The 21,968-nt window shown below is 45.0% G+C and carries 23 protein-coding genes; 1 reads left to right on the forward strand and 22 read right to left on the reverse strand.

What is annotated here, in order from left to right; genetic code table 11:
* Positions 1 to 9 precede the first annotated feature (9 nt).
* The 11 genes from fliE to MHH46_RS19280 form a co-directional block, all read right to left on the reverse strand.
* Positions 10 to 321, reverse strand: a complete 312-nt coding sequence (fliE, locus tag MHH46_RS19230; RefSeq protein ID WP_036688553.1) for a flagellar hook-basal body complex protein FliE — start codon at positions 319 to 321, stop codon at positions 10 to 12.
* A gap of 33 nt (positions 322 to 354) precedes the next feature.
* Positions 355 to 801, reverse strand: coding sequence for a flagellar basal body rod protein FlgC (gene flgC, locus MHH46_RS19235; protein ID WP_076190875.1), 447 nt, complete (start codon positions 799 to 801; stop codon positions 355 to 357).
* A 6-nt stretch (positions 802 to 807) separates the two neighbouring features.
* Positions 808 to 1,215 (reverse strand): flagellar basal body rod protein FlgB, encoded by a 408-nt coding sequence (gene flgB, locus MHH46_RS19240; RefSeq protein ID WP_036688558.1) that lies wholly within the window; start codon positions 1,213 to 1,215, stop codon positions 808 to 810.
* A gap of 388 nt (positions 1,216 to 1,603) precedes the next feature.
* On the reverse strand, positions 1,604 to 3,004 hold the full coding sequence (gene hslU, locus MHH46_RS19245) for an ATP-dependent protease ATPase subunit HslU (protein ID WP_036688559.1): 1,401 nt from the start codon (positions 3,002 to 3,004) through the stop codon (positions 1,604 to 1,606).
* Between the two features lie 33 nt (positions 3,005 to 3,037).
* Positions 3,038 to 3,580: an ATP-dependent protease subunit HslV gene (hslV, locus tag MHH46_RS19250; RefSeq protein WP_036688562.1), complete on the reverse strand. Its 543-nt coding sequence runs from the start codon at positions 3,578 to 3,580 to the stop codon at positions 3,038 to 3,040.
* 17 nt (positions 3,581 to 3,597) lie between these two features.
* Positions 3,598 to 4,980 carry an FADH(2)-oxidizing methylenetetrahydrofolate--tRNA-(uracil(54)-C(5))-methyltransferase TrmFO gene (gene trmFO / locus MHH46_RS19255; RefSeq protein ID WP_076100371.1) on the reverse strand — a complete coding sequence of 461 codons (1,383 nt, stop codon included), beginning with the start codon at positions 4,978 to 4,980 and terminating at the stop codon, positions 3,598 to 3,600.
* A gap of 8 nt (positions 4,981 to 4,988) precedes the next feature.
* The gene (topA, locus tag MHH46_RS19260) at positions 4,989 to 7,088 is read right to left on the reverse strand and encodes a type I DNA topoisomerase (protein WP_076190872.1); all 2,100 of its coding nucleotides are present in this window, start codon (positions 7,086 to 7,088) and stop codon (positions 4,989 to 4,991) included.
* A 36-nt stretch (positions 7,089 to 7,124) separates the two neighbouring features.
* Entirely contained in the window at positions 7,125 to 8,243 is a 1,119-nt protein-coding gene (gene dprA, locus MHH46_RS19265) for a DNA-processing protein DprA (protein WP_076190870.1), read from the reverse strand.
* A 224-nt stretch (positions 8,244 to 8,467) separates the two neighbouring features.
* Complete coding sequence (gene sucD, locus MHH46_RS19270) at positions 8,468 to 9,397, reverse strand: succinate--CoA ligase subunit alpha (RefSeq protein ID WP_036688571.1); 930 nt, start codon at positions 9,395 to 9,397, stop codon at positions 8,468 to 8,470.
* Between the two features lie 62 nt (positions 9,398 to 9,459).
* The gene (gene sucC / locus MHH46_RS19275; protein WP_038571984.1) at positions 9,460 to 10,620 is read right to left on the reverse strand and encodes an ADP-forming succinate--CoA ligase subunit beta; all 1,161 of its coding nucleotides are present in this window, start codon (positions 10,618 to 10,620) and stop codon (positions 9,460 to 9,462) included.
* A gap of 352 nt (positions 10,621 to 10,972) precedes the next feature.
* Complete coding sequence (locus tag MHH46_RS19280; RefSeq protein ID WP_235219564.1) at positions 10,973 to 11,461, reverse strand: MarR family winged helix-turn-helix transcriptional regulator; 489 nt, start codon at positions 11,459 to 11,461, stop codon at positions 10,973 to 10,975.
* Positions 11,462 to 11,603: 142 nt separating this feature from the next.
* Here MHH46_RS19280 and MHH46_RS19285 point away from each other — a divergent pair, with 142 nt between their 5' ends.
* Positions 11,604 to 12,032, forward strand: coding sequence for an organic hydroperoxide resistance protein (locus MHH46_RS19285; RefSeq protein ID WP_036688575.1), 429 nt, complete (start codon positions 11,604 to 11,606; stop codon positions 12,030 to 12,032).
* Between the two features lie 369 nt (positions 12,033 to 12,401).
* Here the strand turns inward: MHH46_RS19285 and MHH46_RS19290 are convergent, their stop codons facing one another.
* From MHH46_RS19290 to MHH46_RS19340, 11 genes are all read right to left on the reverse strand, one after another.
* Positions 12,402 to 14,081: a YifB family Mg chelatase-like AAA ATPase gene (locus tag MHH46_RS19290; RefSeq protein ID WP_076190868.1), complete on the reverse strand. Its 1,680-nt coding sequence runs from the start codon at positions 14,079 to 14,081 to the stop codon at positions 12,402 to 12,404.
* 207 nt (positions 14,082 to 14,288) lie between these two features.
* On the reverse strand, positions 14,289 to 14,798 hold the full coding sequence (locus MHH46_RS19295; protein WP_076127089.1) for a metallophosphoesterase: 510 nt from the start codon (positions 14,796 to 14,798) through the stop codon (positions 14,289 to 14,291).
* 174 nt (positions 14,799 to 14,972) lie between these two features.
* The gene (locus tag MHH46_RS19300) at positions 14,973 to 15,389 is read right to left on the reverse strand and encodes a hypothetical protein (RefSeq protein ID WP_051491578.1); all 417 of its coding nucleotides are present in this window, start codon (positions 15,387 to 15,389) and stop codon (positions 14,973 to 14,975) included.
* A gap of 154 nt (positions 15,390 to 15,543) precedes the next feature.
* Positions 15,544 to 15,930, reverse strand: a complete 387-nt coding sequence (locus tag MHH46_RS19305) for a YraN family protein (protein ID WP_076127091.1) — start codon at positions 15,928 to 15,930, stop codon at positions 15,544 to 15,546.
* Positions 15,927 to 16,229, reverse strand: a complete 303-nt coding sequence (locus MHH46_RS19310; RefSeq protein ID WP_038571992.1) for an EscU/YscU/HrcU family type III secretion system export apparatus switch protein — start codon at positions 16,227 to 16,229, stop codon at positions 15,927 to 15,929. The genes MHH46_RS19305 and MHH46_RS19310 overlap by 4 nt, the downstream gene beginning before the upstream one ends.
* Complete coding sequence (locus MHH46_RS19315; protein ID WP_076190865.1) at positions 16,226 to 18,397, reverse strand: hypothetical protein; 2,172 nt, start codon at positions 18,395 to 18,397, stop codon at positions 16,226 to 16,228. The genes MHH46_RS19310 and MHH46_RS19315 overlap by 4 nt, the downstream gene beginning before the upstream one ends.
* 118 nt (positions 18,398 to 18,515) lie before the next feature.
* A complete protein-coding gene (locus MHH46_RS19320) occupies positions 18,516 to 19,127 on the reverse strand; it encodes a ribonuclease HII (protein WP_076100429.1) in 612 nt (203 codons plus the stop codon).
* A gap of 187 nt (positions 19,128 to 19,314) precedes the next feature.
* Entirely contained in the window at positions 19,315 to 20,175 is an 861-nt protein-coding gene (ylqF, locus tag MHH46_RS19325; RefSeq protein ID WP_036688587.1) for a ribosome biogenesis GTPase YlqF, read from the reverse strand.
* A 29-nt stretch (positions 20,176 to 20,204) separates the two neighbouring features.
* Entirely contained in the window at positions 20,205 to 20,813 is a 609-nt protein-coding gene (gene lepB, locus MHH46_RS19330; protein ID WP_036688589.1) for a signal peptidase I, read from the reverse strand.
* A gap of 298 nt (positions 20,814 to 21,111) precedes the next feature.
* Positions 21,112 to 21,456 carry a 50S ribosomal protein L19 gene (gene rplS, locus MHH46_RS19335; RefSeq protein ID WP_036688590.1) on the reverse strand — a complete coding sequence of 115 codons (345 nt, stop codon included), beginning with the start codon at positions 21,454 to 21,456 and terminating at the stop codon, positions 21,112 to 21,114.
* A gap of 147 nt (positions 21,457 to 21,603) precedes the next feature.
* Positions 21,604 to 21,894 carry a hypothetical protein gene (locus MHH46_RS19340; protein ID WP_051491579.1) on the reverse strand — a complete coding sequence of 97 codons (291 nt, stop codon included), beginning with the start codon at positions 21,892 to 21,894 and terminating at the stop codon, positions 21,604 to 21,606.
* Positions 21,895 to 21,968: the final 74 nt, after the last annotated feature.

Below are 21,968 nucleotides of genomic sequence, written 5' to 3' on the forward strand. Positions count from 1 at the left end.
TAGGATTTATTATATTTGAGTTCTCATAATTTCTTGATAGGCTTCAATCACTTTGTTCCGGACTTGTGTAGTCAACTGTAAACTCAGTAGAGCCTGTTGGGAAGAAATCATCACTTCGTCAATGTTCACTTCTCCCAATACAAATTTATTACTCATATCCTTAGCTTGTTGTTCCTGATCAGCCACTTTATTGAGCGCATCCTCAAGATAAGAGCCAAAGCTCTCCATCGAATTAGCAGGAGTGGATGAAACTTCGGAAGATGTCGGTTTCATTGCAAGCTGCTGTACAGCCTGAACCCCATTAGATATATTCTGTATCAACTGTTTCCCCCCCTTAAGTTAATTAACATTCATTTATCTACCAATTTCGAGTGCCTTGCTTACCATAGCTTTGGATGCATTAAGCATCGTAACATTGGCATCATAAGAGCGAGATGCAGATAACATATCAACCATTTCTTTGGTAATGTCTACGTTTGGCATATAGACATATCCTTCAGCATCCGCATCGGGATGGCTTGGATTGTACACCGGCTTCAATGGTGAAGAGTCTTCTATGATCGACTGCACCTTAACCCCTTCATTGCTATTATTCATTTTCGAATTTAGTATATTCGAGAATTTATTACTTTCGTTCGTTTCCAAAACAACCAACTTACGTCGGTAAGGAACATCCTTGCCATCCACCACGGATGCTCTTGTAGTTTCAGCATTGGCTACGTTGGAAGAAATTACATCCATCCGCAACCGTTGAGCCGTTAATGCAGATGCGCTGATCCCAAAACTACTACCAAAGTTCATACTCTCTTATCCTCCTTGAATTACGGCTCGCATCATCGAAATCTGACTGTTAATCTGTTCAACATAAGAACTATACCTAAGCTGGTTCTCTGCGCTTAACGCCATTTCGCGATCTACATCCACATTGTTGTCGTTATTGTTCATAGAGGTAGTTTCATCAGTATTTTCAACAGCAGCGGGAACAATTGTGTTGCTGCCAAATTGATAATGCCGGGTATCCGAAACTTTCGCTCTAAGTGTAGATTGGATTCCACTTTCCTGTTGTTGCAGGATACTTTCGAATGAAACATCAGAACGTTTGAAATTGGGCGTATCTTGATTAGCCACATTATTTGCTAGAGCATTTTGTCGTTTATAGGCAGCATCAATGCCTCCCTGCAATCGTTGAAAACTGACACTATTCAGCAATCCCAAGACAATTCCTCCTTTCAAAGCTATCATAATGAAAAGAATTCCACAACTTCCATCAAAAAACCTGCTTGCTTTCGACAAATAAAGAAAAAAATACTCTAAATTTACGGTATTCCGTCGAACGCTGTCGCAATGAATAACACTTAGCATTTTCACATACATTGATTTTCATTTAATTTGTATATTATTACAATAAGAAATAAGCCCTATCTTTTTAGAAAAGACAGGGCTTTTAGCACTTTATTACTATTTATTTACATTTTCAACTCATTTTTTTCTTTTTAATTGCATGTTTTGACATAATTTTACGTTTTCACGACACCAATTTGTAATTTATCTAATCCGTTATGCCCAAATTCAAAATACATAGATTTTTTGTTTTTTTGTCGCTTTAAAGAATATACTGACTTAAATCACGATCCTGAGCTATACTTGCCAATTTCTCGCGCACATACTCCGGGGTAATAACCATTTTTTCTAAAGTCAGCTCAGGTGCTTCAAAAGAAAGATCCTCTAACAGCTTCTCCAAAATAGTATGAAGACGCCGTGCACCTATATTCTCCATATTTTGATTCACTGAAGCCGCTATTTTGGCGATCTCATGTATAGCATCCTTCTGGAATTCCACTTCTAAATTTTCTGTTTTAAGCAGATTCACATATTGTTTAGTTAAAGCATTCTCTGGTTCCGTCAAAATAGAAACGAAATCCTCTAACGTTAGACTACTCAGCTCTACGCGAATCGGAAAACGACCTTGAAGTTCTGGAATCAAATCTGAAGGCTTAGCAATATGGAAAGCTCCGGCAGCCATAAAGAGTACATAGTCAGTCTTCACAGGACCGTATTTCGTCATAATGGTCGAGCCCTCTACAATCGGCAAAATATCCCGTTGCACGCCTTCACGCGACACATCCGGTCCAGACCCTTTTCCCTGACTTGCTACTTTATCGATTTCATCAATAAAAATAATGCCTGATTGTTCAGCCCGAGTCACGGATTCCTGGATCACATCATCCATATCTATCAGCTTGGCCGCCTCATCCTGAATGAGTACCTTGCGCGCTTCGCGAATAGGAAGCTTACGTTTCTTCGTCCGCTTAGGCAGCAAACTGCCGAACATCTCTTGCATATTCATACCCATCTGGTCATTTCCTTGACCTGCAAACATATCCATCATAGTTGGCGCTGTATCCTCAACATCAATTTCAATGATGTCATCTTCCAGCTGACCAGCTAACAGCTTAAATCTAACCCCACGGCGGCGTTCACTTAGGCTTCCATCCTGCTCAGCGTCTTCTTTAGAGTCCTCTTGGGCAGAATTCCCTCCAAAAATCATCTCGAAAGGATTCTTTTGTGATTTATTTTTGGAAGAGGAAGGGACCAATATAGAAACAATCCGCTCATTAGCCAGTTCTTCCGCACGATCCTTAACCTTCTCCGTACGCTCAAGCTTCACCATACGAATAGAAGTCTCTACCAGATCACGAACCATAGATTCCACATCTCGACCTACATAACCGACTTCAGTAAATTTAGTGGCCTCCACTTTGATGAACGGTGCATTAACAAGCTTTGCTAGACGCCGGGCGATTTCTGTCTTTCCCACACCTGTAGGTCCGATCATCAAGATGTTCTTAGGAACGACTTCATCACGCAGTTCCTCTGCTAGCAGACTGCGCCGATACCGGTTACGAAGCGCAACGGCTACCGATTTCTTGGCTTGCTTCTGACCTACGATATATTTATCCAATTCGGCTACAATTTGACGGGGTGTAAGCGATTGATTCACCATCGTGAATTCCTCCTTGTCTCTATGGCACTGAGTCTATAATTGTTCAACAATAATGTTGGAATTAGTGTACACACAAATTTCAGATGCTACCTGAAGCGATTCTCTAGCAATATCCGCAGCGGAGAGATTGGGTGCATGACGTTTGAGTGCTCGACCTGAAGCCAGCGCAAAATTACCACCGGAACCAATCGCAAGAACGTCATCATCCGGTTCGATAATTTCACCATTTCCGGAGATCAGGAGCATTCCTTCCTTATCCATAACAATCATCAAAGCTTCAAGCTTCCGAAGAATACGATCTTGACGCCAATCCTTCGCTAATTCAACTGCAGCCCGCTGCAGGTTCCCATGATGCTCCTCCAGCTTGCCCTCGAATTTTTCGAATAGGGTAATAGCATCCGCAACGGACCCCGCAAAGCCTGCTATTACTTGTCCTCTGTACAGGCGACGGACTTTTCTGGCCGTCGTCTTCATAATAACACTCTCTCCGAATGTAACCTGTCCATCACCTGCTATAGCTGCCTGTCCGTTATGTCTTACAGCACAAATTGTAGTCGCATGAAAGCTGGGTACCATGATTGTAAGTTACCTCCTTAAGATGGGCTTTGTTCGCTATCGACAACCTCCGGCTCCGAATAAGCGAGTCCTGTACGGTTGGCATACTCGGCAAGACTGTCCAGAGCGCGATGAGCTAACATTTCATTCTTTTCCTTCTTATTGCGGATCTTCTTCTCTACCTTCGGCAACAAACCGAAATTGGCATTCATAGGCTGAAAATGCTCTGGATCGGCAGAAGTAATATAAGCTGGCATGCTGCCTAGAACAGTATCCTGCGGGAAGATCAGTCCTTCCTGTCCGAGTGCTGCCCGTGCAGCATTAATGCCAGCAATGAGCCCGGAAGCAGCTGATTCCACATAACCTTCTACACCTGTCATCTGTCCAGCAAAAAAGAGTCTTTCCTTGCCTTTCATCTGATAGGTTGGGTGCAGAAGCTTAGGAGAATTAATAAATGTATTTCTGTGCATCACACCATAACGAACATATTCAGCATTCTCAAGACCAGGGATCAGCGAGAATACACGCTTCTGCTCGCCCCATTTCAAATGGGTCTGAAAACCAACAAGATTGTAAAGTGTGCCAGCAGCGTTATCCTGACGGAGTTGCACAACCGCGTAAGGAAGTTTACCTGTATGCGGATTGATAAGTCCTACTGGCTTCATTGGGCCAAATAACGCTGTTTGCTTGCCGCGTTTCATCATGATTTCAATAGGCATACAGCCCTCAAAGTATATCTCTTTCTCAAAATCCTTGAGTGCTGCTGTCTCAGCAGAAATCAACGCATCATAAAACACGTCGAACTCCTCTTCTGTCATCGGACAATTCAGATAAGCCGCTTCTCCCTTATCATAACGGGAAGCCAAATACACCTTGTTCATATCAATGGTGTCTTTCTCAACAATCGGTGCTGCTGCATCATAGAAGTAGAAATACTCTTCACCCAGGAGCCCTTTTATTTCAGCAGATAATGCCGGTGAAGTTAGTGGGCCCGTTGCAATAACAACAATCCCTTCCTCCGGTATATGCGTAAGTTCTTCATTTATGACTTCAACGAGCGGATGATTATGCAAAGTATGGGTGATCTCACCTGAGAATCCGTCACGATCTACGGCGAGTGCTCCTCCTGCGGGTACCGCGTGTCGGTCAGCAGCACCTAATACAAGAGAGTTCAAACGCCGCATTTCTTCCTTCAATACACCTACAGCATTTCCTAATCCATTCGCACGCAAGGAGTTGCTGCATACCAGTTCAGCAAATTGATTCGTGTGATGGGCTGGTGTCTTTACTACGGGTCTCATCTCATATAATCTTACCGGTACTCCTAGTGATGCTATTTGCCAAGCGGCTTCGCTTCCTGCGAGACCCGCTCCAATTACTGTTACTTTTGCTGTATCTGACACTGTCTTTTTTCCTCCCATAGAGACTATTAATCTGCTAATTCTTCTTCGTTGTCTAGAACCGCCTCTGTATGATCACAAGACGTACATTGTAGCTTGGCTCCTTGCTTATTACGTTTCTCAATCATCCAAGATCCACATGATGGACATGGTTTTATAGAAGGTCTATCCCATGAAACGAAATCACAACCAGGGTACTGGTCGCAGCCATAGAAAACACGCCCTTTTTTACTGCGTCGCTCCACAACCTTACCTTCATGACATTTAGGGCAAGTTACGCCAATATCCTTGATAATCGGTTTCGTGTTTCGGCAATCCGGAAAGCCAGAGCATGCTAGGAATTTCCCAAAGCGACCCAGCTTATACACGAGAGGTTTGCCGCATTTCTCACAGATCTCATCAGAGACTTCATCTTCAATCTCAATTTCTTTCATCTCTTCTTCCGCGAATACCAAACGCTTCTCAAACGATTCGTAAAACTCTGCAAGAACCTTTACCCAGTCTTCTGAGCCCTCTTCCACATGGTCAAGATCCCCTTCCATGTTCGCGGTGAATTCAACGTTTAGGATTTCGGGGAAAAATTGCTCCATCTGCTCTATTACAAGCTCGCCAAGTTCGGTTGGCATGAATTTTTTCTCTTCAATAGCCACATAACCACGCTTCTGGATGGTTTCCAGCGTTGGGGCATATGTACTTGGACGGCCTATACCCAGCTCCTCAAGCGTCTTTACAAGTCTTGCTTCCGTATATCGTGGAGGCGGTTGTGTAAAGTGCTGCTTAGGCTCGATCTCCTGCTTATTTAAAGCATCTCCCGCTTGAAGCGGCGGCAAATACTTGTCTTCATCTGTAGTTCCGTCATCGTTGCCTTCTACGTAAACCTTCATGAACCCGGGGAATGAAACCTTCGAACCAACAGCTCTGAATGTAGCAGTACCTGCAGCAATATCGACCGAAAGCGTATCCAGCAGGGCAGAAGACATCTGACTTGATACGAACCGCTCCCACACTAGCTTGTAGAGACGGAATTGATCACGGCTCAAGAACTCTTTGACCATTTCAGGTTCGCGTAATGCCGAGGTAGGACGAATCGCTTCATGCGCTTCCTGTGCTCCAGCTGCCTTTTTAGAATACTGCCGTGGGGATTCTGGCAAGAACTTCTCACCATACTTAGCTGTTATAAGCTCTTTAGCTTCATCCTGAGCGGTGACAGAGAGACGCGTGGAGTCAGTACGCATATAAGTGATCAAACCTACGGTACCTTCTTTACCGAGTTCCACACCTTCGTATAGCTGCTGTGCAACGGACATTGTCTTAGCGGCACGGAATCCAAGCTTACGAGCTGCTTCCTGTTGAAGTGAACTGGTGGTAAAAGGAGCTGAAGGATGACGTTGTCTTTCCTTCTCCTTCACATCACTCACCTTAAAAGATGCGTTCTTAATGGCTTCAAGAACCTCCTGAACATCACTTTCCTGGTTCAGTTCTTTTTTCACACCATTCAGCTTATGAAACTTAGCTTCAAAGACGGAATCCCGGATTCCAAGCTTCGCTGTTATGCTCCAATATTCGGTGGGTACAAAAGCGGAGATTTCATTCTCACGATCCATAATGATCTTCACGGCAACGGATTGTACACGTCCAGCAGATAAACCTTTTTTGACTTTCTTCCATAATAGAGGGCTAATCTTGTACCCTACCAGTCGATCCAGAATACGTCTAGCCTGCTGTGCATTCACGAGATCCATATTAATCTTACGCGGTGTCTTAAAAGCATCTTTTACCGCTTGTTTGGTGATCTCATTAAAAACAACTCTGCATTCTTGTGTATTATCTAAATCCAGCGCATGCGCCAAATGCCAAGCAATTGCTTCCCCTTCGCGGTCGGGGTCAGCTGCGAGATAAACTTTTTTAACTTTTTTACTAGCGTCTTTCAATTCCTTCAATATAGATCCCTTACCGCGGATAGTAATATATTTGGGACTGAAATCATTCTCCACCTCAACACCAATTTGACTCTTCGGTAGATCTCTAATATGTCCCATTGATGCCTTTACAATATATTTACTACCTAGATATTTGCCAATTGTCTTCGCTTTTGCAGGCGACTCGACAATAACTAATGCATCTGCCATAGACTCTTCCTCCTCGTTAACACTCGCACCTCTATATTAAATTACCTTGTAAATAGCTCCTGGTAATTGTGTTACCGCTTTTTTTATGATTAAAGATAACAGAACTGAATGCAAATGTCCAAAATCCCATCCTGTTCTTACAAGCAGATCGTCCAATATAAAAGGGCCTTGATGCAGTATATGGTATAGGTGAGACTCCTCATTTGTCAATTTCTTTTCAATCATAAAGTCGTCTGCTGTCTGTTCGGTAGGGCTATTATTCCCTGTTTTTATTACGTTTGTCGGCAAATAAGAAGTGTATTCTTCTATAATATCTAATCCACTGGTTACCAGCTTTGCACCCTGTTTGATAAGCTCTAACGCCCCTCTGCTCTTAGGTGATGTAATAGGTCCGGGAACTGCGAAGACATCCCTTCCAGCTTCCATGGCAGCATCGGCTGTAATAAGTGATCCACTGCGACTGTCAGCCTCCACGACCACTGTCCCCCGTGATAAACCTGCTATGATCCGATTACGCTGTGGAAATAATCCAGGATGACTTTTAGTTCCAAGAGGATACTCTGTAATGACAAGCCCATCCTGAGAGATACGCCGCTCCAGTTCAATATTCTCAGTTGGATAGACTTTGTCCAACCCTGTTGCCACTACCGCTATTGTCCCTCCACCGCTTCTTAGCGCCGCTTCATGACAAATGCTATCGATCCCCCTCGCAAGTCCGCTAACCACCGTTAGACCTGCTGCACTAAGCTCCTCCGCGAGAATCTCCCCTACCTTTCGTCCATAAGCTGTTGGCACACGAGTGCCAACCATCGCCACACTAGGAGTTGATAACAGTTCCAAACGCCCTCGATAATAAAGGATCCACGGTGGCTGTGCCGTCTCCTTCAACAAAACAGGATAAGCCGCATCAAACACAGTTACCATCTTCACTGCACATTCTTCCATTAATAAGCGCCTTTTGGCGATCCATTCTAATGTATATATGGAAGCAAGATAATTCGACAGCTTTCCGTTCAATCCGATCGTTTCCCAATCTTTTGCACTAAAGCAAAATGCTCGTTCTGACATTAAACCGGCTCTGCGAATCTTGTCGATACTCTTCCAGCCAATCCCCTCCACTTCATTAAAACCAAACAGCAGATCTTTTTCTTCCATATAAGCTTACTCTCCTTTAATGGAAGGGTTAGCCTTCCCTATTTTGTAACATGAATTAGAGGAATGCAATATTTTCTTGTAATTCAATATTTTTCTATGTTAAAAAACAAAAAAAGCAACCTTTTATCCCTTGGATAGGAACAAAAGGTTGCTTACCTCTGAAATAATTATACACGAAAGAAGCCCACTCGCGTAGAGTGAATTCCTTCAAGTAAATAAAATAATTAATGCGTTGTAAAAGCGCTAAGAATACCGCGTTCTTCAAGCACACTTACTAGCGTTGAGCCCATTTCGGCAGGTGTAGGAGCAACCTTGATTCCGCACGATTCAAGTACGGCAATTTTCTCACTCGCTGTGCCTTTGCCTCCGGAAATAATAGCACCCGCATGCCCCATACGTTTGCCAGGAGGTGCAGTAGCGCCGCCAATAAACCCTACTACCGGCTTAGTCATATGCTCACGAATCCACTCTGCTGCTTCTTCCTCTGCGGTTCCGCCAATTTCACCAATCATGATGACTGCCTTTGTACCCGGATCCTCATTAAAAAGCTTCAGAATATCAATAAACTCTGAGCCTTTAACAGGGTCTCCGCCAATACCTACAGCTGAAGATTGCCCGATTCCACGCGTGGTCAGCTGATGAACAGCCTCATAGGTTAGAGTTCCGCTGCGCGAGACAACACCTACATACCCTGGCATATGAATATAACCCGGCATAATTCCTATTTTGCACTCACCAGGAGTGATAACTCCCGGACAGTTGGGTCCGATCAATACAGTAGAGCGCCCCTCCATATAACGGGACACTTTTACCATATCAAGCACTGGAATCCCTTCGGTAATACAAATCACCAGGTCGAGTTCTGCGTCCACGGCTTCCATTATGGAGTCTGCTGCAAATGCTGGCGGTACATAGATTACACTAGCGGTTGCGCCTGTAGCCGCCTTAGCAGCTACAACAGTATCGAATACCGGAAGGCTAACCTCACTGCCATTTTCAAGCGTGATGTTGACAGATGTTCCACCTTTACCCGGTGTTACCCCTCCAACCATCTGTGTTCCATAATCCAGCGCACCTTTAGTATGGAACAAACCCGTTGATCCTGTAATTCCCTGCGTGATAACTTTCGTATTTTTATCTACAAGAATGCTCATGCCTTAAGTCACATCCCTACTTATATTGTCAAATACGATAACTGGCTTCCTAAATCAGGCCATTATTGCACAAGAGACACAATCTTACGGGCACCGTCCGCCATAGAATCAGCAGCAACAATATTAAGTCCCGATCCGGCCAAAATCTGCTTGCCCAATCCAACATTTGTTCCCTCAAGACGCACAACCAGCGGTTTGGTCAAACCCAGTTGACTAGCCGCTTCTACAACACCGTTAGCGATAACATCACAGCGCATAATACCACCGAAAATGTTAACAAAAATTCCGTTCACCTTTTCATCGGATAAAATGATTTTAAAGGCTTCTGTTACCTTCTCGGTCGTTGCACCGCCTCCTACATCCAGGAAGTTGGCGGGTTCGCCCCCATAATACTTAATAATATCCATAGTCGCCATCGCGAGACCTGCACCGTTTACCATGCACCCAATATTGCCATCAAGTGCAATGTAACTAAGGTCATACTTCGAGGCTTCGATTTCCTTTAAATCCTCTTCATCCAAATCCCGCAGCTCTAGAATATCCTTATGACGGAACAAGGCGTTGGAATCAAAATTCAGTTTGGCATCCAGTGCCATCACATTCCCATCCGCAGTCACTACCAATGGGTTAATTTCGGCAATAGAGCAATCTTTATCCACGAAAGCTAAATATAGCGCTTGCATGAATTTCACAGTTTTGCCTACCAGCTCATTAGGAATAGAGATACTGTAAGCCAGCTTACGCGCCTGGAAAGTCTGCAAACCCACTGCCGGATCAATGATCTCTTTAAAAATTTTCTCCGGATGTGTTGCAGCTACTTCTTCAATCTCAGTACCGCCTTCTTCAGAAGCCATCATGACCACTCGGCCAGTACCTCTGTCAACTACGATACCAATGTAATACTCCTTAACAATTTGACAACCCTCTTCAATGAGCAGTCTTTTTACTACCTTACCCTCCGGTCCAGTCTGGTGAGTTACTAGAGTCTTACCCAGAATCTCAGTTGCGTAACTACGCACCTCATCGATATTCTTAGCAACCTTTACTCCTCCAGCTTTACCGCGTCCACCTGCGTGAATCTGAGCTTTAACTACAACAACCGGTGTGCTCAGTGACTCTGCGGCTTCTACCGCTTCCTCCACTGTATAAGCTACTTTTCCATTCGGTACGGCTACACCGTACTTCTTAAGCACTTCTTTTCCCTGATACTCGTGGATATTCATAGCGGTAGCCTCCTAAAGTAGCGTGGTGACTAAACAGGCAGCCTGTTGTCATCTCGCTTTCCGTTTTGATTGCCGCGGGGTTAGGGATAGGCTGATGTTATACATGCAGCACTATTCCGGAACCAGCAGAAACTGATCTACCACTCGTAAAAAGAATGGCATTATTTCTGCAAGAGACATTGTGTAAATCTATAAGACTAAGCTTATATTTACCTATATGCCATACAAAGGAACCCAGAATAGTGTAACATGTTTTTAAAACGCTTACCTTAAATATATTCATGATTTGTACACATTTTTTCGCTTGATTTCATGCCGGAATGCGAACGATCGCATTGACTCCTTACTACGCTTACTTTTTACTATCTTGGATATTAGCTTCGTGAACACGATTCAGTAAGTCTTTAAACTGATCAAGTAGCTCTATGGATTCATTATTTGTCAGTGTCGTTTCTTCCATCATTTTGCCGGGAATACACACGGCATCACTTTGGAGTGCCCAGCCTTGTTTCGTTAGTGAGATTAATACCTTTCGCTCATCCTGCATCGAGCGTTCACGTATAATTAGGCCTGCAGCTTGCAAGCGTTTCAATAGCGGAGTCAGCGTGCCTGAATCCAAAAATAACGCCTCACCAATCTCTTTCACTGTACATTGCTGCCGTTCCCATAACACAAGCATTACTAAGTATTGGGAGTAAGTTAAACCGATCTTATCCAAATACGGTTGGTACAGCTTTGTAATCTCACGCGAGCAAGCATAAATGGTAAAACAGAGCTGATTCTCGATCAGCAGCTCTGGGGTTGTAGTCATTTTCTGCATATCTTCTTCACTCATTTTCATATTTATTCACCCGCCTTGTCTCTTTATTTTATCATAATTCCCTCATATATCATAATAATAGCAAAAAATTAATTTGACTTTTATATTAATTGTGATAAATTAGATTGTACACAAACTAATTAGTGAATAGGAGAGATTTATTATGATGACAATTCAACAAAAGATGTATGAAACCACAGTTAAAGCCGTTGGGGGAAGAAACGGTTATATAGAATCAGAAAGCCCTAAACTCAACCTTACGATCAGTACACCACGCGAAATGGGTGGTGCCGGTGGTGAAGGCACTAATCCTGAACAATTATTCGCAGCTGGCTACTCCGCTTGTTTTGACAGTGCTCTGAACATGGTTGCTCGTCTTGGAAAAGTGAAGATTGAAGGCAGTGAAGTTACGGCTACTGTAAGCTTTGGTAAAGTTGAAGATGGCGGATTCGGCATTGCGGTTAAGCTTGACGTGCTGGTTAAAGGCGTTGACAGAGAAACCGCAGCATCTTTGGTAGAAGCTGCCCATGGCGCATGTCCTTACTCCCGTGCCACTCGTGGCAATATCGAAGTAGAACTGAATGTACTGTAAGAAATTATAGAGAAAAATGTATGTGAAATTTGCTAAACGATCTAACCTTCGTTTGAATACGTGGCATTTCACATTCGAAGTCGCTAACGGACACAGTTGATCTTAAACGCAACTTAATCCCATATTTGGGATGCTATCGGACCTCATAGCAGCTATTGGAATGAAAACCACTCAATATAACCTTCTTCCGAAGGAATAGCGTCTCCAGAGTCCGAATCTACGCTCCAAGGGCTAAAAACTTGCAAACAACGTCCTCAAGGTCCGTTCCGTAAGCATCAGAGCATAATAATGGTTCGGCGATGCTCGTCACTACCGGTCCATAGTATAGAGCAGCGATTCTCATTAACGGGAATCGCTGCTCTTTTATCTTTATTCCTCCGCTAATACCTGTCGATCCAGATTACGGTATTGCACAGCTTCCGCGAGATGTGCAGAAGAAATATCCTGTGCACCCTCCAGATCAGCTATGGTACGGGATAGCTTAATAATCCGATCATGCGCTCGCATGCTTAGACCTAAATTCTCCAAAATATCATACAGCATTTGAGCACTCTCTCGGTTTAGGCTTGCATATTTCCGAAGGGAAGCACCGGAAAGTTCACTGTTCCATGAAATCGCCAGTCGTTTGTAACGTTTAGCTTGGATGGCCTGAGCAGCCAACACCTCCGCACGCATATCTGCTGACGATAAAACATGCCCCTGCCGATTCCATTCCTTCGGGCGGGGAACATCAACCTGTAAGTCGATCCGATCCAATAATGGACCGGATATTTTGGCTCGATATTGGGCAATCCTTGATGGACTACAGGTACAATTTTGCTGGGAGATACCGCTTCCAAAAAAGCCGCAGCTGCACGGATTCATCGATGCAGCGAGCATGAATTTGGCAGGAAAAGTAAAGGAAGCCCGGGCACGACTTATAGTAACCACCCCATCTTCGAGTGGCTGTCGCAGCACTTCAAGCACATTCCGGGAGAATTCAGGCAATTCATCCAGAAACAGAATACCTCGATGCGCAAGACTTACCTCACCTGGCTTGGGAATACCGCCCCCTCCAATTAATCCGGCAGAAGATATCGTGTGGTGTGGAGAACGAAATGGACGACTTCGCAGCAAACCGTTGTGTGCATCCTTCAAATTTCCAGCCGCACTAAAAATTTTGGTTACCTCAAGTGCCTCACTGTCCGACAATTGTGGAAGGATACTGGGAAGGCGTTTGATCAGCATCGTTTTGCCTGTGCCAGGTGGGCCGATGAGCATAATATTATGCATCCCTGCAGCCGCGATAGTTAGTGCTCTTTTCACATGTTGCTGTCCAAGCACATCACTGTAATCATCCATTATTTCATTCGCTTCGGAAGAAGCAGCCTCAGAATCAGAATATTTAGGGTTATATTTGAGATGCTCTACAGAAAGAACAAGCACCGGAGGTTGTTCTTTTGCCCCCGTCCCCATACTCACGGATACAGGAAAAGGAAGTGGTGATCCTTCAGATTCTTCTAGAGGAACTAGCTTATCTATAATCGGACCAAAGCTAGCCACAGCTTCAGCAGCATTCGCTAACGCTTGCAAATGGTCGATGGTATAAACATTTATGCCACTGATTAAAGCGGCTTCTGCCGCATTGCCTTGCGGGAGCAGAACGGCTTTAAACCCGCTTTTACGCGCTGCTTCAACCATCGGCAACACACCCGAAACCGGACGCAGACTGCCGTCGAGCGCAAGCTCTCCAATCAAAAGCATCTCTTGAGCTGAAGGCATAATCAACTGGCCACTAGTTATCAGTATCCCTAAAGCAATCGCTAGATCAAAAGCGGAACCTTCTTTACGCAGGTCAGCTGGAGCAAGATTGATCGTAATACGCTGCTGTGGATAGCGGTAACCGCAATTTTTAACGGCAGCCCTAACTCGTTCAACAGCCTCGCGAATCGCTGAATCTGGTAAGCCAATGATATTCGTCTGCGGCAGTCCATTTGCAAGATCGATTTCCACACCAATCATTACCCCTTCAATCCCATACAGACACGCGCTAAACATTTTCCCATACATAATAAAAACACCTCATCTCCTGAATTACACCCTAATTTGGGGTGTCATAGCTTCAAGAAAAAAGGTGCTTCCTTATTTTCCAAATATATATTAGCTGTTAAGTACATTATAGAAGTTGTGTCCTAACGCAATCTGTGAGCAATTTATCTTTAGAATAAGAAATTCAAGTTTTACATAAAAGCGAAAGCACATCTCTAAAGACCTACATCAATCTCCTTCTTTAACTACGACCGAGTCCCTAATCTGCTCAAAAGTCAACGGTTTATAGTTCCAATGTTCTACACAAATGTTAAAATGATTGTTTCCCTCATATTTTTGCCCATGAATATGGCCGTGCACATTTACGTAAGGCATATGTTTATTCATGTACATAGGCTCATGTGAGAGGAAAAAGAAATCCTTATAAATCAAAGGATATTCACTAACCTCATCAAAACCTGCATCAAGCCACCAACTTCGGCTGCGGCCGCGATCATGATTGCCAAGAATCAGGATTTTGTATCCATGCAGCCTGGCCACAATCGCACGAGTTGCCTCCTTATTCAGAAAAGAAAAGTCTCCCAAATGAAATACTTTGTCTTCCGGATTCACTACCGAATTCCAACTTTCAATCATAACTTCATTCATTTGCTCTACATCGTTGAAGGGTCTGGATTCAAAATCAATGATCAACTTATGCCCAAAATGATGATCTGATGTGAAAAAAACCTTAGCCATGTGCACCCTCCTTTTGTTCCTATTCTAATGACAGTATGTATGAAAAAAGCTCCGACTACCCATAAACCCTAGGAAATTCGGAGCCCCGAGGACTTTTCCGCCTAATTTCTCACGAAATTATACGTATCATTCTATGTCATGAGGCGATGACGGAATACCTCTTTATTGTTAATGTTACTTTTCCCAGTCGCGCCGCTTACTCGAACGTTTATTAACATCACTCTGAATCAGTTCAGCTAAAGGAGGCGCCTCCTCATTGTCAATGAGCCAGCCACGCATCTCCTTGATCGCTTCCACCTGTCCATTGCCTTTGTCACGCCATGTAAGCAGTTCAATAACTCTAATTACAAGCGCTAAGAGACTGCTATTGCTGTTTTGCGACTTTTCAGCCCGGATTTTTTGAAATAACGCTTCATTTTCCCAATCTATTAATATTTCCTCCGCTATAGTGGGCCGCATTACCGTGAAGGTCTTATTGCAATTATCGCAACAGACGACAGATATTGGCTCTGCTTTAAATTTCACTTCAATCTTCTGCTGGCAATATTGGCATGTAAAACTAACCTGCATTTCAGAAGGTTTATTCTTCACTAGACAGCCCTCCTCATGATGACATTAAAAAGTTACTCCTAATGTTTACCCATTTCTTTTGAGAAATGACCCACAGTGCGGAAGGTATGTAAAGACTTTTTTATCAGAACAGCAGCAAATTCATAAAGAATCGCATGAGAAAATAGAGTTACTCTTAAAACGCCTCGCGAATATGACTAAGTGAAGCTAGGCTAAGATCGTCATTTAACAAGACGCTAATTACATCAAAAGAAACCCGCCGTTCCTCATAACCCTTCATATGCAAATAAACCTGTGTTGTACTCCGAACCTGGTTTATTTTGCGAGCATTCACCGATTCTTCTGGAGTTCCCTGAAGCAGCTCTCCACTGCGGCTACGAACTTCGACAACAACAATACAGTCTTCACGCTCCGCAATGATATCAAGCTCTCCAGTACGACAACGCCAATTCCGTTCCAATATCATATACCCGCTAGAAGATAGGTACTGCACAGCTCCGTTCTCTGCAGCAGTTCCTTTCTCTTTGCGGTTATAGTGCTTTCTTACATAGGGCTCTTTCATTCTTGTCCCCGTTCACCAGCGGAACGATCGCTCTGATACACAAAGCTGAGGATTTCCGCCACCAGCTGATAGAGCTCAGACGGAATCTGTTGGTCCAGATCAAGCTTTGAAAGAACCTCCACGAGGGCTGCATCTTCCTGAACAGCAACCCCGCTCTCCTTAGCCTTTTGCAGAATAAGGTCTGCTATCGCGCCTTGTCCCTTGGCTACTACGACAGGAGCCTCGTTTTGTCCGGGACTATATTTGAGAGCGACCGCTTTTTTGAGCCCTTGTGAAATTGGCTGTACAGGCTCATTCATATACGGTAATCCACTCCTTTGTAAGCCTCAGGAACATAATCAACAAACTTATTAGTATTGGAGCCAGCAAGCTCTTTAGGCAAATTCAATTCTGGCAAGGGTTCGGTTCTTAAACCTGATAATTGATAACCGATGGATTCTACTGCAGTTTTTATTTCTTCACGCCGCGTCTCCAGCAGCTCAAGCACCCACGGATGATCATTATGAAGCTTAAGACTAACGATTCGATCGACAACCTGCACATCTACCAATGTCTGCCCTAGCTGCTTCATGTCCAAATCGAACCATAATCGACAGTTAGCTGCATCCAACTCCCCTTTGCGGCCCCGCCTGGACTGGATATGAACCGATGCAGTTTCCTGCCCATCTGGACCTTGCAGCGGCAAGAACAATGTAACCTGCGCGAAGGGAGCAGTCCGATCTGTATTCAGCAGCAGCTGTTGGCCTGTCAGCTGCTGCACTAGCCCGCTCGCGGCATCTTTTACCGCGGGCGGCACCTCGCTGCTGCTCATAAGCTGCAGCAGCACGCCCTTCAACGTGTCGGCAGCTTGCTCCCCGCCGACACTGCCTAGCGCGGCTGCAGCTGTCCCCGCTGCCGCTCGCGCCGTCTCCGCGGCCGGCAAAGCGCCGCCGCGCACGGCCTGCTGCTCGTGCTCCGCACCGAGCAGCTTCAACACCCGCCCCACCCACGACTCCGCATCCGCGGGTGGGGCGGTGTCTGGCTGCACCGGCGAAGCCGCAGCAGCCGTGGTCTCCCCGCGCGGCGCTGCCGGCGCGGGGGCAGGTTCTTGTCCCGCCGCCTCAGCGGGCGGGACGTTCGCGAGCTGCGGCATGCTGCCGCGCAACTCGGTGAGCACGCCCTGCAGCTTCGCGAGCAGGGCAGCCCCGCTAGGCGCAGCAGCTTGGCTTCCCGCAGCAGCCTGGCTATCTGCACCTGCTGATCCAGTGGCGCTTGTAATCGCGCCACTGACACTACCCTGCGCTCTATCTTTATTTAGACTCATTTCATTGCCATGAGTTTCGCTCTGATTAGAACTATTTTGATTGCTTACAATTCCGTCCCCTTGCGTGTTAGCAGCACTACTCTGAGTTCCTGAAGCAAGCGTAGAAGTTATTTTCCCAGTCAAAGGTTCACCAGTATTTCCACTCTTCGAGAGCTGAACTACCTCACCAGCCTCTTCGGGGACCACTGGCTTGGCAGTTACAATACCGGTTTCATTCTCAGGAGTTTCAGCTGTACTTGCAGCTGCACTTCCTGATATTTCTGATTTCACTGAATTCAAAGGAATTATTGGTTCATCAGAAATAACTCCGGCTCCCGTTGCCCCTCCTGTTGCAGCAGCACTTCCGCTTGTAGTAGTAACACCACCACTACCTTCAGCAGGTTTACTTACAGGTTGTCCAGTTCCTTTAACCGCCACCTGGTCCATTTCCGCATCAGCATCACCTGCTGATACCACTTCCCCGTTAATCACAGCGCCCGTACCTGTCGTTACAGGAGCATTCAGCTTTCCGGTTGGGGTACCCATTCCAGGTTTAGCTTCGGCTGTTGTTGTTTCTTCACCGGCGACTTGACCTGCCCAAATCGTAATCTGTTCTTCGAGCGCTGACAAAAGCTGATGAAGCTGCGGACCAAAAACCGCCTGCTGCAATCCTTTCACACTTTCAGGGGTAACCGGCAAGCCCCGCTTTACAGAAATGACAGCTGCATCAAGCCATTCTGAGGTCGGCACGCCCGCAGGTTTCGCACTCATTACAGCATCCAGAATCGCCGCTGTCTCTTTGGTAAGCGGAATACCACCCGACTGCATCGCCAACACAATTTCCCGACCCGCTTTGGAGTCAGTAAGCCCAAGCGATTCCAATGCCTCGCCCATGTTTTGCGGGGTGGCTAACACCGTTTCGCCGAGGGAGACCGGCTTCAATACGGGCAATCCGCCTTCTCCGGGTGCTCCAACCTGTAAGTTCAGGGTCTCTCCTGGCAGTAGTGGTGTTTCCAACTCCGCACGAACAGGTGTGCCTTGAATCTGCACAACGGCTTCTTTTCCCGAATCCGATACAGACAATACAACACCACGTACAACCTGCCCTTCCTTCAATTCCAAAGACTTGGCTGCTCCCGGTTTATTATCCCCGAGCAATCCACGGATCAATGTTCCGATATTCATACCGTTTCTCCTCCCTCCATTTTCTCTCTTCTTACTATATCGGTATTAATCCGACTTTTTTGAGCGGTGAATTTATCCAAGCTTAAACGCCTTTGGCGTCTTTTATATTCTGATATTTCTAAAAAAGGGTTTGCTGTTCAGCAAGAATCTTCCCAATAAAGCTGCGCCGATGCATAGGTGTCGGACCTAACGCCGTAATTTGTTCCCTGTGAAGCTTGGTCGCATAACCTTTATGTATCGCAATCCCATAATCAGGGTATAATTCCTCCCACACCCCTTCACACAGTCTATCTCTTGTTACTTTAGCTATAATCGAAGCTGCCGCAATAGACTGGCTGTTAGCATCCCCTTTTATGATCGCCTGCTGCGGCAACGGAAGATCAACTTTTTCAGCATCGATTAACATATAGTCCGGGGTATGACTAAGACCTTCTACCGCTTTTTTCATCGCCAGACGAGAAGCCTGTTTAATATTAATTTCATCAATCATGCGGGAATCCACATAACCTACACCAATAGCTATCGCCTGCTCCATAATAATCTCGAATAAGGCATCTCTTTTTTTCGCTGTAAGCTTCTTAGAGTCGTTGACGCCATCAATAATAAGCCCTTCCGGCAAAATCACCGCTGCTGCAACAACATCCCCAAACAAACAACCTCTGCCTACTTCATCTACGCCGGCTATACGGCGATAAGACTGTTCCCAGCCCTCTTTTTCATAACTCAACATATCTATCGTACTCACGATCTGTCACCGCCAATTATAAATTATTCTATAAACTACATAAGTCAGCTTACCATAGTAAAGCTCACATGGTCATGTACAAATAACCACTCCAATTTGATCCAAATCGGCAAAAAAAAGAGCCCCCGAAAATTTCCGGATGGCTCTTCCATACCCATTCATTTAAACGCCTTTAAGGTGTTTCCAGCGTAAAACGACCAAGCTTACCTGCCCGCAGCTCATGCAGCAAAGCACGTGAAGCTTTTTCCAGATCAACACGTCCACCGCTAATCAGACAACCGCGTTTGCGGCCCACGGCTTCCATAACTGCAACGATCTCATCAGGGTTCTCAAGATCCTCAGGAAGCTTCTCAATACCAAAGCGTTCTTGAAATCTGGAACCATAATCCTTGACCAAATACTTCACTGCATAAAAAGCAATGTCCTCAATGTTCAGGATTTCTTCTTTGATCGCACCCGTCACGGCCAAGCGGTAACCCACGTCTTGATCCTCAAACTTCGGCCATAAGATACCAGGAGTATCCAGAAGCTCCAGATTACCTCCTGTTTTAATCCACTGCTGGCCCTTAGTAACCCCCGGGCGATCACCCGTAGCAGCGATACTCTTACCAGCCATTCGATTAATCAGCGTTGATTTACCGACGTTAGGAATACCGACGATCAATGCGCGCATAGCCCGTGGGTTCATTCCCCTTGCGATCTGCCGATCAATCTTTTCCTTCAACAGCAGCTTGACCTGCTCCGGAATCTCCTTAACGCCTGTTCCAGTAGATGCGTCCACAGGATGGGCAACATGCCCTTGTTCCTTAAAGTACGCCAGCCACTTCCGAGTAATTTCCGGATCCGCCAGATCCGCTTTGTTCAAAATAATTAATCTCGGCTTGTCCCGCAAAATATCGTCAATCATCGGATTGCGGCTGGAAAGCGGCAGACGGGAATCGAGCAACTCTATAACAACATCAATCAGCTTCAGCTTATCCTCGATTTGCCGCCTAGCCTTCGTCATATGACCAGGAAACCAATGAATGGCCATTGCCGTCACCTCCTTTGACTTCTGTCAACTTAATGGTTAATCAGTGTAATATCTTTTATCGGCCAGAAGATTAAATCCGCACGACCCACAATATCACCCAGCGGCACATAGCCAATCATCCGGCTGTCTGTACTATCCGAGCGATTATCCCCCATAACGAAAATATGTCCTTCTGGTACAGTACCATCCGTGAATTTTTCATTTGGGAAATCTTTATTATTATACAGAGCGTTGTTACTATGCGCAGCATCAATAGCGCCTTGGATGTAAGTCTCGTTAACAACCTCACCGTTAACTGTAACTACATCTCCTTCTACTTTCACAGTATCTCCAGCCACACCAATTACACGTTTAATAAAATCTCTGCCTTCAGATGGCACGTGGAATACAATAACCTCACCCCGCTGCGGAGATCTTATATCGTATAAAATTTCATTAACGATAACACGTTCTCCCGTATGGAAATTAGGCTGCATGGAAGGTCCATCTACAATAAAAGGCTTGAATAAAAGCCAGCGAATCAGTATAACCAGAACTAAAGCAATCGCAATGGCCTTGACCCATTCCAGCACTTCATTTTTCTGTTTACGTGGGTTCTGCTCGCTTGATTCCAAAGTTTCGCTTTGTTCCTGCTGCATAGTTCACCGTCCTCTCTTAATACTACTCTTACTATACAACACAAAAAAACTCCTGCCAAAAACCCCTCCACAGATACTCCTTCAGGAGGCCTTTTCGGAGAAGCTTATCCCCAAGCGTATATGTCACACGCATTGTATACCAAGCTAAAACGCCCTCAGCGTCCTTTTAAGGACGGTATGCGTTTATGCGAGAAATATAAGAATAATGTATAACGTAAAACTTATGCTTTTCTTATATTTCCAAAAAAAAATAAAGCGAAAGGGGCTTGAACTCAAGCCCCTCTCCTCTGTCACTATTCTAGCGACGAATTTCTTTAATTCTCGCTGCTTTACCACGTAGTTCACGAAGGTAATAAAGCTTAGCACGACGCACTTTACCACGACGAGCCACTTCGATTTTTTCGAGTTTAGGCGAGTTGATTGGGAATGTTCTTTCCACACCAACACCGTAAGAAATTTTACGAACCGTAAAAGTCTCACTGATTCCACCGCCACGACGTTTGATTACAACGCCTTCGAACAACTGGATACGCTCACGAGTTCCCTCGATAACTTTTACATGCACCTTCAAAGTGTCACCCGGACGAAAACTAGGGATATCTTTACGAAGTTGCTCTTGCGTAATAGCTTGTAGGATATTCATTAAGGACTTCCTCCTTCCGTACAGGTGTTCTTGCCTCTTCCGGAGAGATCTGAGCTCTCCCTCATTATCCGCAGCGGACCACCGTATTCCACACAACAGAGTTAATAATATCATAAAGGACGGGCTAATACAACTTATTTTTCTATTTTATAACGGTAACATATCTCTTTTTTTTGCCTTAGACTGGCAGTCTTTACACAAGCCGACCACGGTTCCATTGTCTTGAGCATAGAAGATCAACTTCCCATTCTTCTTCTTGCAAGAAGAGCAAGGTTGCTCCCCTGGACTCTGTTTGGCTTTGCGATGACTATCCATTGAGATCACATTACTGCTAGTCGTGCGCAAAGGATCGCTTGAGCTGCTTGTTTTCTTTTTCTGAACGATATAATACCCAACACCCAGCGCTAGCAAGACAAGCAAAATAACTACATATTTCATCTGGCTCCCTCCGCTCTTCATGATTTACTTGAGGTAAGAAAATAAAAAGACCGCCCTGTGATGCAAGTAAGGCA

The organism is Paenibacillus sp. FSL H8-0175 (assembly GCF_045040615.1).
Classification (GTDB): Bacteria; Bacillota; Bacilli; order Paenibacillales; family Paenibacillaceae; genus Paenibacillus_AQ; species Paenibacillus_AQ odorifer.